This is a genomic window from Streptomyces sp. SAS_270, from assembly GCF_052543295.1.
Genome location: NZ_JBMNDS010000011.1, coordinates 64,028 through 78,074, shown reverse-complemented (window position 1 = coordinate 78,074; position 14,047 = coordinate 64,028). Strand labels below are relative to the sequence as shown.

Here is a 14,047-nt window from a genome sequence, read left to right as displayed (position 1 = left end):
CACTCCCGGTGGAATCGACATGAATTGCCGGGGCCGGGCGACCGCCGCCGCACGTGCCCCTTGATCCCCAAGGTCAGCGGCCGACCGCGTACCCCTGCATCCCCCGCGGATTCGCCGCCGCCGACAGCACTCCGGTCCGCGGGTCCCGGGCGACCGCGCAGAGCCGCCCCTCGGACCAGGCGTCGCCGACGAGGACGTCGTGGCCGCGGCGGCGCAGCTCCTCGACGACCGCTTCGTCCGTGCGGGACTCGACGGTGAGGGCCCCGGGGCGCATGCCGCGAGGGTAGAAGGAGCCGGGGAAGCTGTCGTTGTGCCAGTTCGGGGCGTCGATCGCGCCCTGGAGGTCGAGGCCGCCGCGCACCTCGGAGCGCAGGGCCACGGCGAGGAAGAAATGGGTCTGCCACTGGTCCTGCTGATCGCCGCCCGGGGTGCCGAACGCCAGGACGGGCACGCCGTCGCGCAGCGCCAGCGAGGGGGTGAGGGTCGTCCGGGGGCGGCGGCCGGGCGTCAGCGAGTTGGGCAGGCCCTCCTCCAGCCAGGCCATCTGCAGCCGGGTGCCGAGCGGGAAGCCCAGTTCCGGTACGACCGGGTTGGACTGGAGCCAGCCGCCGCTGGGCGTGGCCGCGACCATGTTGCCCCACCGGTCGACGATGTCGAGATGGCAGGTGTCACCGCGGGTGCCACCGTCCGCGGTGACGTCCGGCTCGCCCGGCACCGGGGACCGCGGGCTCTTGGCCACCGTCGGCTCGCCGACCCCCATGGGATCGAAGCCGGGGTCCGCCTCGGCGGCCACGCGCGCGTGCCCGCTCATCCGCGGCGCGCGGCCTCCGGGGCTGCCGGGGCGCAGTTCGTAGGACGCCTTGTCGCCGATGAGGTCGCGCCGTGCGGCGTTGTACTCCCGTGACAGCAGATCGTCGAGGGGCACCTCCGCCGCGTCTCCGTACCAGGCCTCCCGGTCCGCCATGGCGAGCTTGCAGCCCTCGACGAGCAGGTGGACGTAGTCGGCGGAGCCGTAGCGCGGCAGCTCGGGCGGCAGCAGGGCGAGCTGTTGCAGGAGGACGGGGCCCTGACTCCAGGGGCCCGCCTTGCACAGGGTCCAGCCCCGCCATGTGTACGTCGCGGGCGCCTCGTAGGTCGCGGACCAGGAGGCCAGGTCGGCTGCGGTCAGGGTGCCGGTGTGGTGCGCGCCGCTGGTGTCCAGGGTCGGCCGGCCCGCCTGCCGCACGAGCGCCTCGGCGATGAACCCGCGGCGCCACACCTCGCGCGCCGCCTCGATCCGCGCCACCCGGTCCCCGGCGCCGGCGGTCTCGGCGAGCAGTCGCCGCCAGGTCGCGGCGAGGGCGGGGTTGCGGAACAGTTCGCCGGGGCGCGGCGCCCTGCCGCCGGGGAGGTAGACCTCCGCCGACGAGGTCCACTCCCTCTCGAAGAGCTCGCGTACGGTCTCCACCGTCTCGCCGACGCGCTCCACGGGCGCGTGGCCGTCCTGCGCGTACCCGATGGCGTACTTCAGTACGTCGGCGAGGGACTTCGTCCCGTGGTCGCGCAGCAGCATCATCCAGGCGTCGAAGGCGCCGGGGACGGCCGCGGCCAGCGGTCCTGTACCGGGTACGAGATCCAGACCCAGTCCCCTGTAGTGGGCGATCGTGGCCCCGGCGGGCGCGACACCCTGCCCGCACAGCACCTGTATCGCGCCGCCCGCAGGGGCCAGGATGATCGGGACCTCGCCCGCGGGACCGTTGAGGTGCGGCTCGACGACGTGCAGGACGAAGCCGGCGGCGACCGCGGCGTCGTAGGCGTTGCCGCCGTCCTCCAGGACGGCCATCGCCGACTGCGAGGCGAGCCAGTGGGTGGAGGACACCATGCCGAAGGTGCCCTGGAGAGTCGGTCGGGTCGTGAACATGCCGTGCCACCTCGCTGTGCGGGAGCGATCAACCTCGGGCTCGACTATGGCACTTGCGGTTGCGGGGCGGACCCGGTGTGCGCGCAGGAGCCGGTGGGGACGGGTTCAGTTCGCCGGAGTGGACGAGCCGGTTGCCCGGGCAGGTCTCCATGCCGTCGTTGCGAGAACGTTCTCCGGGCCGATGTCGAGGGGCGACTCAAGGCGTACGGTCCGCTCGTCCCGCCCCTCTGCGGGCCCGACCCGCAGGTAGGGGCCGTCCTCGTTGTTCATCCGCCAGTACAGGCCCGCCTGCGCGGCCGCGCCCGGGGCCAGCGTCAGCGGCTCGGGACCGGGGTCCGGCGGGGCCATCGAGACGTCGTCCGTTCCCTCGGCGGTGCGCACGCCGGGGATCGGCAGGCCCGTATCGTCGAGGACCAGGACGGCGGGGTAGCCGTCCACCTTGTACGGTTTGTCGCCGCAGTTGGTCAGTGTGAGCGTCATGGCGCGCAGGCCCATGGCGCCGTCCACGGGCCCTGCCTCGACGCGGACCCCGGACGGCGGGCAGCCGGCCGGCTGGACCGGCACCGCCGGCGACGGCTCGGGGAGCGGGGACACGGATGCCGGGGCGGCGGTCGTCGGCCACGTCAGTGTCGGAGTCGGGGTCGGCGAGCGGTCGGGGTTGCGTTCGCGGTCCAGCTCGGCGGAGAGCCCGCACCCGCTCGCGGCCAGCGCCAGCACACAGGCGAGCGCGGCGGAGCGGGTCGCCGTCACAGGTATCGCGGTCACGCGACGATCATGGCACGCCGCCTTGCCGGAAGCCCTCACTCCGCGCGCCCGCGAGCCGTCACGAGCCCCGACTCATAGGCGAACACCACCAGTTGGGCCCGGTCGCGCGCACCGAGCTTCGTCATCGCACGGCTGATGTGGGTCTTGGCCGTGAACGGGCTGATGACCATGTGGGCGGCGATCTCCTCGTTGGTGAGGCCACGCGCGGCGAGGGCGGTGACCTCACGTTCGCGGCGCGTGAGGCTCTCCAGGCCGGGCGCGGTGGCCCGGTCCGGTGGCCGGGCGACGAACTCGCCGATGAGCGCCCGGGTGACGGACGGCGAGAGCAGCGCCTCCCCATGGGCGACGACCTCGATGGCCTGGAGCAGGTCGGCGGGCTCGGTGTCCTTGAGCAGGAAGCCGCTGGCCCCGGCGCGCAGCGCCTCGAAGACGTACTCGTCCAGGCCGTAGTTGGTGAGGATCACGACCCGTACGCCGGACAGTTCCGGATCCGCGGCGATACGGCGGGTGGCCTCGATTCCGGTCATGACGGGCATCTGTACGTCGACGAGCGCGATGTCCGGCAGTTCGGCGCGCACGAGAGCCAGGCCCTGTTTCCCGTCGGCGGCCTCGCCCACCACCTCGATGCCGTCCTCGGCGTCCAGCAGGGCGCGGAACCCGGCCCGCATCAGGGCCTGGTCGTCGACGAGCGCGACCCGGATCACGTCGCCTCCCCGAGCGGCAGCTCGGCGCGCACCGAGAAGCCGCCGTCGGTGCGCGGGGCGGCGTACAGGGTTCCGCCGAGGGCCGTGACGCGTTCACGCATGCCGGTGAGGCCGATGCCCGGCTTCGGCGGACGGGCCGGATCGGCGCTGCCGTCGTCGTCCACTCGTACTGTCAAGTCGTCCCTGGCGTAGTCGAGTTGAACGGTCACCTTGGCCGAGCCCGCGTGACGGGCGGCGTTCGTCAGGGCCTCCTGGACGATGCGGTACGCGGCGCGGTCGACGGTCGCCGTCAGCGGGCGCTCGTCGCCGGTCACCGTCAGGTCGACGGCGAGGCCGGCCGCGCGGGCCCGCTCCACGAGCAGCGCGGGGGTGCCGGTCGGCTCGTCGGTGCGCAACACCTCCAGCGTGGAGCGCAGTTCACGCATGGCCTCGCCGCTCGCCTCCTGGATGGCGAGCAGTGCGGGCGGCACCTCCTCACCGCGCTTGCGGGCGAGGTGCGCTGCGACTCCCGCCTGCAGCTTGACGATCGAGATGCTGTGCGTCAGCGAGTCGTGCAGCTCGCGGGCGATGCGCAGCCGTTCCTCGCCGGCCCTGCGCAGGGCGGCCTCCTCACGGGTGCGTTCCGCCTCCAGTGCGCGCTGCTCCGTCTGGCGCAGGTACGCCTGCCAGTTGCGGTCGGCGAGGCCGGTCACCAGCGCGCACAGGAACCAGCCGACGAGCAACGTCGTACGCTCGACTACCTCCTGTGTCGCAGGGCCGGTCACCGCGAATCCGGCCAGGAACACGGCACCTGCGACCGCCGCGACGCCCCGGTTGCCCACCCGGGCGGCCGTGTGCACGGCGGCCAGCACGGGCAGGGCGGCGAGGGAGCCCGGATGCGCGTGCAGGACGTACGCGGTCATGGCGACGGTGACCACGGCCAACACCGCACGCGGGGCACGGCGGTAGGCCGCCAGGGCGAGGGAACCCGCAGCGATCAGCCCGTAGTCGACCGGGGTCGTACCGTCGTCGAAGGCGGCCGACGTCGCGACGAGCGCGCCGACCACGACGGAGAGCGTCGCGTCGGCCAGGCGTGTGCGGGTGGCCCGGTCGAGCTGCATGTCCGGCACCCTAGCCGCCGGGTCGGCCCGCGGCGTCAGACCTGTGGACGGCCCCGGGGCTACTCCCTACGCAGTAGTTCGCGCCGCGCACGGGCCCGTTGCCGTAAGCGGAAGTGCCTTCGGCGGTACGACGCCCCGGCGAACCCCGACAGGCCAGGGTTTGCACGGCACCCGGCGCTGCCGGACGTGCTCACAGCGGTGGCCCCACCGCAGCAGACCCCAGGAGATCCACATGCCCAGCCCCTACCGCTTCACCACTCCACCGCCGCCCAGGTCCGCCACCGGTCGCACCGCCGAGGTCTATGAGCAACTGGCCCAGGACTTCGGGATCGATCGGGCGGTGACCTTTGTCGTGCTGTCCTCCGCTCCCGAAATCATGGCCGCCGTCTGGGCGTTGATGCGCGAGTCCCTGATCGCGGGAGCCGGGGACCGGACCGGGAAGGAGCTCGCGGCGCTCGGGGTGTCGGCCGCCAACCGGTGCCCGTTCTGTGTGGACGCGCACACGGTGCTGCTGCACGCCACCGGGGACCACGCCCTCGCGGAGGCGGTGGCACGCGGCGAGACGCCCAGGGACGATAACCACGCGCGCGTGCTGGCCTGGGGCAGGGCGACCCGGACCCCGGGCGCGCCGGAGCTGACCCCGCTGCCCTTCCCCCGCGCCCATGTGCCCGCCTACATCGGCACCGCCCTCTCCTTCCACTTCATCAACCGCATCGTGTCGGCCCTGCTGACCGAGAACCTGCTGCCGGGCAACGCCCAGCGGTTCCGGGCGGTACGCAGCCTCGCCGGCCGGTCGCTGGCCGGTACCGTCCGCCGCAGGGCCGCGCCGGGTGCGGGCCTGGCGCTGCTCGACGATCCGGGCCCGGGGCCGGACTGGGCGCAGGGCACCACGGTCGGCCCGGCGTACGCCGCCCTGCGCGACGCCGCCGGCGCGGGCGCGGGCCTCCTCGACGAAGGGGACCGGATCGTCGTACGGGAAACCCTCCAGGACTGGGACGGCACTCATCCGCCGCTCGGCTGGGACGGCCTGCCCGGCCTCTCCCGGCCCGGGGCCCGCCTCGCCGTGCTGGCCGCCCTCGCCCCGTACCGCATCACGGACGAGGACGTGACGAACTGGCGCAAAACAGACCACGCCGACCATTCCCTGGTGCAGCTCATCGCGTACGGCGCGTTCGCCGCCGTCCAGCGCATCGAGAGTGCGCTGCCCCTTCACACCGCCAAGGAGTCCTCATGACCCGGACGGCCACCAACCCCGTACAGGCAGGGGCCTGGAACGGCACCGTCGGCACCCACTGGGCCGACCATCACGAGCGCTACGACGCCCTGCTGTCGGGGGTGAACGACGCGCTGTTCGCGGGCGCGGCCGTGACGATGGCCGACCGCGTCCTGGACGTCGGCTGCGGCGCGGGGACGACCACGCGGATCGCGGCCCGGCTGGCCTCGCGCGGACACGTCGTAGGCGTCGACATCTCGGCACCCCTGGTCGGGCGGGCCCGTGCGGTCACCGCCGCCGAGCACGTCGGGAACGTGGCCTACGAGCTCGCCGACGCCCAGACCCATCCCTTTCCGCCCGCCGGATACGACGTGGTCATCAGCCGGGGCGGCGTGATGTTCTTCGAGGACCACGCGGCCGCGTTCCGGAACCTGGCGCGGGCCCTGATCCCGGGAGGGCGACTGGCGTTCATCTGTCCGCGACCCGCCGGGCCGGACGTCGAGGAGTCGCGGGCCCTCGGCCTCTTCGCCAAGCTCCTGGACGCCCCGGACGCGGACACGGTCGCCGCGCACACCGCGATGGCGTCCCTGTCCGACCCGGCCCGTCTCCACGAGGTGCTGCAGGGGTGGGACGACGTGACGGTGGCCCCGGTGGATGTGGAGACACACTGGGGGCGCGACGTCCCGGACGCCGTCGACTTCCTTCTCTCCCGCACACCTGACCGGAAGGTCGACGCCGGCACCCGCACGGCCCTGGAGGAGAGTTTGCGCCCCTACGAGACGAATCGCGGCGTTCGCCTCCGGGGAGCGGTGTGGCTCGTGACGGCGAGGCGGCCCACAGCTCGTCAACAGTGAGCCTGCGTCACCGCACAGGCACGGAGCGAGTTGACACTTCCACCCCACAGGGACTCGTGTGACACTGGCGTCCCCCACCCCAGTGCGGGACCTCCCGCACCGACACGCGAGAAGTACTCTGTGCGTTCTCTTCCTCTGCCGCTCGCACTCACCGTGCGCGTGATGCCGGTCGTCGTGCTCGCCACGGCGGGCTGGGCCCTGTCCTCCGGCCCGCTCGCGACGACCACGACCGCCGAGCACAAAACGACCGAATCGCCACAAAAGGACAACAACTCGGCCACCGCTCCCTCGACTTCGGCGGCGTCCAAGACCTACACCGCCTCCCCTGCCCCCTGCACGGGCGTGACCGAGAAGACGGTCACCTCGCTCGTTCCGGGCGCCAAGACGACCGGCCAGGAGATCCCCTCGACCGACAAGTCCCTGCGCCGGACCTGCTCCTGGAACGCGCTCAAGGGCTACGACTACCGCTGGCTCGACGTCTCGTACGAGATCAAGGCCACCGACGGCGCCGCCGCAACCGCCTACAAGGAACGCACCGGCGAGAAGGGCGGCGGCGGGGCGGTACCCGGCCTCGGCGACGAGGGCTACTCGGTCGTGAACCTCACCACCGACAAGAAGCAGCAGACGCGCGAGGGCCTGGTGATGGTCCGCGCGTCCAACGCACTGGTGATCATCACGTACAACGGCAGCGACTTCGAGACGCAGAAGGCGCCGGGCACGGACGAGATCAACAAGGGCGCCATCAAAGCCGCGAAAGATGCGGTGGCCGCACTGGAGGACGGCCGCAAGAGCTGACCGTCCTCCCTCCCGTGCGTCAGTCCGACGCCGTATTGTCGCGCCCCCGCAGTGACATCAGGACGAGGTACAGCACGAGCGAGGTGCCGAGTCCGACCGCCCAGCCGTAGTCCGCCAGCGACTCCAGGGCCGGGATGGGCCGCCCGTCGATCAGCGGATGGAAGTCGGCGCCGCCGACCGCCAGGACGCCGCCGGTCACGAAGGCGACCACGGCCCGCCAGTTCCAGCCGCCGTCGTACCAGTAACGGCCGCCCGCGCGGTAGAGATCGGCGAGGTCGAGCTTCGTCCGGCGCAGGATCCAGTAGTCGGCGATGAGGATGCCCGCGACCGTGCCGAGCAGACCGCCGACCAGCCCGAGCCAGGTGAAGATGTAACCCTGCGGGTCGGAGTACAGCTTCCACGGGAAGATCAGCACGCCGAGGACGCTGGTGACGAGTGCGCCGGTGCGGAAACTGATCTTCCGGGGCGCGATGTTGGAGAAGTCGAAGGCCGGCGAGACCAGGTTGGCCGCGATGTTCACGGACAGGGTCGCCACCAGCACGGTGACCAGCGCGTAGAGCAGGCCGAACACGTTGTCCGTCTTGGCGGCCAGCTGGACCGGGTCCCAGATCGCCGTGCCGTAGACCGCCTGCGAACCGGAGGTGACCAGCACCGACAGGAACGCGAACAGTGTCATGGTCGTGGGCAGACCGAGCGCCTGCCCCCAGGTCTGCGCCTTCTGGCTTTTGCCGTACCGGGTGAAGTCCGGGATGTTCAGCGACAGCGTGGACCAGAAGCCGATCATGCCCATGAGCGAGGGCCAGAACAGCTTCCAGAAGCCGCTGCCCCAACCGAGCTTGGAGGGCTGGTCGAAGAGCGGGCCGAAGCCGCCCGCCTTGCTGCTCATCCACCACAGCATCACGCCGGCGCCGACGAGCACGAAGGGTGCCGCCCAGTTCTCGAAGCGGCGGATCGTCTCCATGCCCCGGTAGATGATGGCCACCTGGATCACCCAGAAGATCGCGAACGAGAGCCACATCGTCCAGGCGTAGCCGCCCACGTGCGATGCGTTCGCCCAGCTGTCGCCGATGAGCTTCCCGGCGAGGAAGTAGATCGCCTCGCCGCCGATCCAGGTCTGGATGCCGAACCAGCCGCACGCCACCAACGCCCGTACGACGGCGGGGAGGTTGGCGCCGCGGACACCGAAGGAGGCGCGGGCGAAGACCGGGAACGGGATGCCGTACTTGGGACCGGCGTGCCCGGTGAGCAGCATCGGCACCAGGACGATCAGGTTGGCCAGTGCGATGGTGAGGACCGCCTGCTTCCAGTCCATGCCCACGGCGATCAGACCGGAGGCCAGGGTCCAGGAAGCGGTGTTGTGGGCCATGCCCACCCACAGCGCCGAGAAGTTGTACGTGGTCCAGGTGCGCTTCTCGACGGGTACGGGCAGCAGGTCCTCGTTGGCGTACGGGCCGCTGGGCGCCGAAGCCCCGGGGGCGATCTCCACCCGGCCGTCGGCGAGGGTGACTTGAGGGGACGGCGGTATCGCCGAGGGAGCGGTGTCGGTCATGGGCAGGCCAATCAAACGAGGGGCGGATCCGGAAAGGCCGTGCGGGCTCCGGCCCCCTCCCCCGGGACGTCGGGGAGGGGAGAACAGGAGTGGGGGGTGGGGAGTCGAGCGGTACCGCGGGTCAGCCGTTGACGGCCGGGATGACCTTCGACCCGTACGCGTCGATGGTCGCTTCCTGCGCGTCGTGCATGTCGTACACGGCGAACTGGTCGACGCCGAGCGCGCGCAGCGCGTTCAGCTTCTCGATGTGCTGCTCGGCGGTGCCGATGAGGCAGAACCGGTCCACGATCTCGTCCGGCACGAACGCGGTGTCGGGGTTGTCGGCGCGTCCGTGGTGGGAGTAGTCGTAGCCCTCACGGGACTTGATGTAGTCGGTGAGTTCGTCCGGTACGGCGGCGGAGTGTTCGCCGTACTTGGAGACGAGGTCGGCTACGTGGTTGCCGACCATGCCGCCGAACCAGCGGCACTGCTCGCGTGCGTGGGCGAGCGCCTCGGGCGAGTCGTCCTCGGTGATGTACGCGGGGGCGGCCACACAGATCTTGACGTCGGAGGGGTCGCGTCCCGCGTCGACGGCCGCCTGCTTCACCGCCTTGACCATGTACTCGGTGAGGTACAGGTCGGCGAGCTGGAGGATGAAGCCGTCGGCCTCCTCGCCGGTCATCTTCAGGGCCTTCGGGCCGTACGCGGCCATCCACACCGGGAGTTGAGCGCCCGGCTTGACCCACGGGAACTTGATGACCGTGCCGCCGAGGTCGGCCTCGTCGCCGCGGCCGAGGGCGCGGATGACCTTCATGGCCTCGCTGATACGGGCGAGGGTGTTCGGCTTGCGTCCGGCGACGCGCATCGCCGAGTCGCCGCGCCCGATGCCGCACACCGTGCGGTTGCCGTACATGTCGTTGAGCGTCGCGAAGGTGGAGGCGGTGACCTCCCAGGTGCGGGTGCCCGGGTTGGTGACCATCGGGCCGACCGTCAACTTCTCGGTGTTCGCGAGGATCTGACTGTAGATCACAAAGGGTTCCTGCCACAGCACGGCCGAGTCGAAGGTCCAGCCGTACGTGAAGCCCTGGCCCTCGGCCCGCTGCATCAGCTCGATCACACGGGAGGCAGGGGGGTCGGTCTGCAGGACGAGTCCGAAGTCCATGTGCGCCACTCCTAGTTCAGGTACTGACAGGTGGAGCGGGGGGTGTAGACGCCGTGACCCGCGCGTCCGGTGAACTCCCGCTCGGAGATGACGAGTTCGCCCCGCGAGAGCACGGTCTCCACCCGTCCGGTGGTGCGCTTGCCCTCGTAGGCCGAGTAGTCGACGTTCATGTGGTGCGTCTCGACCGACATGATCTGCTCGGCGTGCGGGTCGTAGATGACGACGTCGGCGTCGGCGCCCGGGGCGATCGTGCCCTTCTTCGGGTAGAGGCCGAACATACGGGCCGGGGTCGCGCAGGCGATCTCGATCCAGCGGCGGCGGCTGATGTGCCCGTCGACGACGGCCTGGTGGAGCAGGTCCATGCGGTTCTCCACGCCCGGCAGACCGTTGGGGATCTTCGAGAAGTCGCCGCGGCCCAGCTCCTTCTGGCCCTCGAAGCAGAACGGGCAGTGGTCGGTGGAGACGACCTGGAGGTCGTTGGTGCGCAGGCCCCGCCACAGCGCGGCCTGGTGCTCCTTGGGCCGCAGCGGCGTACTGCACACGTACTTGGAGCCCTCGAAGTCCGGTTCCGCGAGGTTGTCCGTGGACAGGAACAGGTACTGCGGGCAGGTCTCGCCGAAGACGTTCAGGCCCTCGTCGCGCGCCCGGGTCAGCTCGGCGACCGCCTGCTGCGCCGAGACGTGCACCACGTAGAGCGGGGCGCCGGCGACCTGGGCGAGCTTGATCGCGCGGTGGGTGGCCTCGGCCTCCAGGAGCGCCTTGCGCACCTCGCCGTGGTAGCGAGGGTCGGTCTCGCCGCGGGCGAGCGCCTGCTCGACAAGGACGTCGATCGCGATGCCGTTCTCGGCGTGCATCATGATCAGCCCGCCGTTCTCGGCACCGCGCTGCATGGCCCGCAGGATCTGCCCGTCGTCGCTGTAGAAGACCCCGGGGTAGGCCATGAACTGCTTGAAGGAGGTGACGCCCTCCTCGACCAGCAGGTCCATCTCCTTGAGCGTCTCCTGGTTCACATCGGAGACGATCATGTGGAAGCCGTAGTCGATGGCGCACTTGCCGTCGGCCTTGGCGTTCCAGGCGTCGAGGCCCTCGCGCAGCGTATGGCCGACGCTCTGCACGGCGAAGTCGATGATGGTGGTGGTGCCGCCCCAGGCGGCGGCCCGGGTGCCCGTCTCGAAGGTGTCGGAGGCGAACGTGCCGCCGAACGGCAGCTCCATGTGCGTGTGGGCGTCGACACCGCCGGGGATGACGTACTTTCCGGTGGCGTCTATGGTGCGCTCGGCCGTCCATGCCCCGGCCGCCGGGGTGCCGGACGCGGCGAGGGCGGCGATCCGGCCGTCCTCGATCAGGACGTCGGCGTGGATCTCGTCCGACGCGGTGATGACGAGGCCACCCCGGATGACGGTACGGCTCATGCTCCCTCTCCTTCCGCTCGCGCGTGCGCTGAGGTAATACCGCTGCTGGTGGTGAAGCCTGAGGTCGACGCTGGTTCCTGCCGGGGAGGTCGACACCGCGGGCCCGGCCCCCCGTGCGCCGGGCCCGCGGCTGCTCGTCCGGTCAGGGAGCGGTCAGGGGCCCGTACGTGCCCGGAGCGCGGTCGCGGTAGAACTGCCACCGGTCGCGCACCTCGCGCAGCTTGGCCATGTCCAGGTCGCGGACGACGAGTTCGGTCTCCTTGTCGCTCGCCACCTCGCCGACGAACTGCGCCTCCGGGTCGACGAAGTAGCTCGTCCCGTAGAAGTCGTTGTCGCCGTACTCCTCGACGCCCACCCGGTTGATCGCGCCCACGAAGTACTCGTTGGCGACGGCCGCCGCGGGCTGCTCCAGCTGCCACAGGTAGCCGGACAGGCCGCGCGAGGTGGCCGAGGGGTTGAACACGATCTCGGCACCGGCCAGGCCCAACGCCCGCCAGCCTTCCGGGAAGTGCCGGTCGTAGCAGATGTACACACCGATCCGCCCGACGGCAGTGTCGAAGATCGGCCACCCGGAGTTGCCGGGACGGAAGTAGAACTTCTCCCAGAATCCCGGTACTTGGGGGATGTGGGTCTTGCGGTACTTGCCCAGGTACGAGCCGTCGGCGTCGATCACCGCCGCGGTGTTGTAGAGGACGCCGGGCTGTTCCTCCTCGTACATCGGCAGCACCAGGACGATGCCCAGTTCCTTGGCTAGCGCCTGGAAACGCTGCACGATCGGGCCCTCGGGGATCTGTTCGGCGTACTCGTAGAACGCCTTGTCCTGGACCTGGCAGAAATAGGGTCCGTAGAACAGCTCCTGGAAGCACAGGACCTGTGCGCCCTGCGCGGCCGCGTCTCGGGCCGCCTGCTCGTGGACCTGGATCATCGATTCCTTGTCGCCGGTCCACGCGGTCTGGAAGACGGCGGCTCGGATCACTCTGCTCATCGGGACCTCCGGTCGCTCGGTGTACGAGGAGCCTAGAAAGCGCCCGGAGCGGCTTTGAGTTGCACGGTGTCACGTCTGCGGCCGCGCGGCGTTCCACGGTGTCACCCCCGCGTCGGCCCATGTTTCACCACCGTTTTCCCACGTCGTTCCATGTTTCACCTCTGTTGCGCGTCGTGCGCGAGCAGCGCGATGTGCACGGACGCGGCCTGTTCGAAGTCGTCGAGGTCGACGCCGAGGCGGGCCTCTATGGCCTCCAGGCGGCGGTAGAGCGCGGGCCGGCTGACGTGGTGGAGCTGCGCGGTGCGCGACTTGTTGCGGCCGGTCGCGAGGTACGTGCGCAGCACGGGCAGCAGCTCCGACTCGGCGTCGGCCCCGCACAGCAGCCCGTCCAACTCCCGCTCGGCGAAGGCCTGGACGTGCGGGTTTTCCCTCAACAGCCGTACCAGACCGCGCAGATGGACATCCCGCAGACGTACGAGCGCCGGCTGGTCCTGGTCGGCGGGCGTGTCCGCGGCGGCCTCGGCGACGTGCAGCGCCTCGCGCAGTCCCGCGGAGACGTCGTCCCATCCGCTCCGGGGGGAGGCGGCCGCCACGGTGGTGGGGGCGCCGGTCTCATGGCGCAGCCGCCCGGCGAAGTGTGCGGCCAGCGCGTCCGCGTCCTGGTCCCGGGCGAGGCTGAGCAGCACGGCGGTGGCTCCGTCGGCCAGCTCTGCGACGAGCCCGGGCAGCCCCAACAGCCGCAGGGTCCGGTCGAGTTGGGCCGGGTCGCCGTCGCGGACGACGAGCGGTACGAAGGTGCGGCGGTTGACGGGCAGTCCGGCGGCGCGGGCGCGGGGCAGCAGCTGCCGGGCGGGGACGACGCCGGAGACGAGGTCGGTCAGCAGGCTCTGCGCGGACTCCTCCTCCCAGCTGTGCACGGATCCGCCGAGCATGCGGTGCAGGACCAGGGCCTCGGCGGCGCGGTCGGCGAGCAGCCGTCCGGTGGCCGCGTCGCCGCGGTACCCGCACAGCACGATCCGGCCCCATCGCTCGCCCCGCCCGCCCAGTTCGGCCCGCACCCAGCCGTCGCCCTCGCTGCCGCCGGCCTGCCGCGCGATGCGCTCCCAGTCACGCAGCACGTCGTCGACCGCGGACCGCTCCCCGGCCGTGGCGAGCACGCGGTGGGCGAGATTGGTGACGACGACGGGGCAGGCGGCATGCCCGGCGATCTCGTCGAGCATGCGTTGCAGAGGGGCGCCCGCGGTGATGAGTCCGGTGAGCGCGGTCCGTACGGCCTCGGAGAGGCTGACGGCGGCGAACTTCTGCCGTACCAGCCGGGACTGGACCTCCTCGGTCAGCTCCGCGAAGGGGAAGGGCCGGTGGAGCACCACCATGGGCAGGCCGCACCGCTCGGCGGCCCGGCGCATCACGTCCGGCGGGGTGGGGAAGGCCCGGCCGAGCCCGAGGACGACGGCCGCGGCCTCCGCGCGGTGCAGTGAACGGATGTACTCGGCCTGGGCGTCCGGGTTCCCGGCGAGCAACACCCCGGTGGTGAGGACCATTTCGCCGCCGGTGAGCATCACGCCCACGTCGGCCGCCTCGGCGACATGCACCCAGCGCACGGGGCGGTCGAGGGGGGGGGGGGGGGGG

Annotated in this window: 12 protein-coding genes; 3 read left to right on the top strand and 9 right to left on the bottom strand. The window is 71.5% G+C overall.

The features are described 5' to 3' along the window. Window positions 1-73: 73 nt before the first annotated feature. The 4 genes from ACN6LB_RS10415 to ACN6LB_RS10400 form a co-directional block, all read right to left on the bottom strand. Entirely contained in the window at window positions 74-1,900 is a 1,827-nt protein-coding gene (locus ACN6LB_RS10415; protein ID WP_445025557.1) for a gamma-glutamyltransferase family protein, read from the bottom strand. Between the two features lie 105 nt (window positions 1,901-2,005). Then, window positions 2,006-2,665: a DUF4232 domain-containing protein gene (locus tag ACN6LB_RS10410; protein ID WP_445025556.1), complete on the bottom strand. Its 660-nt coding sequence runs from the start codon at window positions 2,663-2,665 to the stop codon at window positions 2,006-2,008. A gap of 35 nt (window positions 2,666-2,700) precedes the next feature. After that, window positions 2,701-3,369, bottom strand: coding sequence for a response regulator (locus ACN6LB_RS10405; protein ID WP_445025555.1), 669 nt, complete (start codon window positions 3,367-3,369; stop codon window positions 2,701-2,703). Continuing rightward, window positions 3,366-4,469 (bottom strand): sensor histidine kinase, encoded by a 1,104-nt coding sequence (locus ACN6LB_RS10400; protein WP_445025554.1) that lies wholly within the window; start codon window positions 4,467-4,469, stop codon window positions 3,366-3,368. The genes ACN6LB_RS10405 and ACN6LB_RS10400 overlap by 4 nt, the downstream gene beginning before the upstream one ends. A gap of 232 nt (window positions 4,470-4,701) precedes the next feature. Here ACN6LB_RS10400 and ACN6LB_RS10395 point away from each other — a divergent pair, with 232 nt between their 5' ends. The 3 genes from ACN6LB_RS10395 to ACN6LB_RS10385 all read left to right on the top strand — a co-directional run bounded on the left by ACN6LB_RS10395 (window position 4,702) and on the right by ACN6LB_RS10385 (window position 7,331). Next, window positions 4,702-5,703: a carboxymuconolactone decarboxylase family protein gene (locus tag ACN6LB_RS10395; protein ID WP_445025553.1), complete on the top strand. Its 1,002-nt coding sequence runs from the start codon at window positions 4,702-4,704 to the stop codon at window positions 5,701-5,703. Further along, a complete protein-coding gene (locus tag ACN6LB_RS10390) occupies window positions 5,700-6,536 on the top strand; it encodes a class I SAM-dependent methyltransferase (RefSeq protein WP_445025552.1) in 837 nt (278 codons plus the stop codon). The genes ACN6LB_RS10395 and ACN6LB_RS10390 overlap by 4 nt, the downstream gene beginning before the upstream one ends. A gap of 120 nt (window positions 6,537-6,656) precedes the next feature. Then, on the top strand, window positions 6,657-7,331 hold the full coding sequence (locus ACN6LB_RS10385; RefSeq protein ID WP_445025551.1) for a hypothetical protein: 675 nt from the start codon (window positions 6,657-6,659) through the stop codon (window positions 7,329-7,331). A gap of 19 nt (window positions 7,332-7,350) precedes the next feature. Here the strand turns inward: ACN6LB_RS10385 and ACN6LB_RS10380 are convergent, their stop codons facing one another. The 5 genes from ACN6LB_RS10380 to ACN6LB_RS10360 all read right to left on the bottom strand — a co-directional run. Continuing rightward, the gene (locus tag ACN6LB_RS10380) at window positions 7,351-8,880 is read right to left on the bottom strand and encodes an NCS1 family nucleobase:cation symporter-1 (protein ID WP_445025550.1); all 1,530 of its coding nucleotides are present in this window, start codon (window positions 8,878-8,880) and stop codon (window positions 7,351-7,353) included. A gap of 121 nt (window positions 8,881-9,001) precedes the next feature. Further along, window positions 9,002-10,021: a TIGR03842 family LLM class F420-dependent oxidoreductase gene (locus ACN6LB_RS10375; RefSeq protein WP_445025549.1), complete on the bottom strand. Its 1,020-nt coding sequence runs from the start codon at window positions 10,019-10,021 to the stop codon at window positions 9,002-9,004. Window positions 10,022-10,032: 11 nt separating this feature from the next. Continuing rightward, window positions 10,033-11,433 (bottom strand): dihydropyrimidinase, encoded by a 1,401-nt coding sequence (gene hydA / locus ACN6LB_RS10370; RefSeq protein WP_445025548.1) that lies wholly within the window; start codon window positions 11,431-11,433, stop codon window positions 10,033-10,035. A 142-nt stretch (window positions 11,434-11,575) separates the two neighbouring features. Next, window positions 11,576-12,418, bottom strand: coding sequence for a nitrilase-related carbon-nitrogen hydrolase (locus tag ACN6LB_RS10365; RefSeq protein ID WP_356146319.1), 843 nt, complete (start codon window positions 12,416-12,418; stop codon window positions 11,576-11,578). A gap of 155 nt (window positions 12,419-12,573) precedes the next feature. Further along, window positions 12,574-14,047 (bottom strand): PucR family transcriptional regulator (locus ACN6LB_RS10360; protein WP_445025547.1); only part of this gene is annotated, 1,474 nt, incomplete at its 5' end.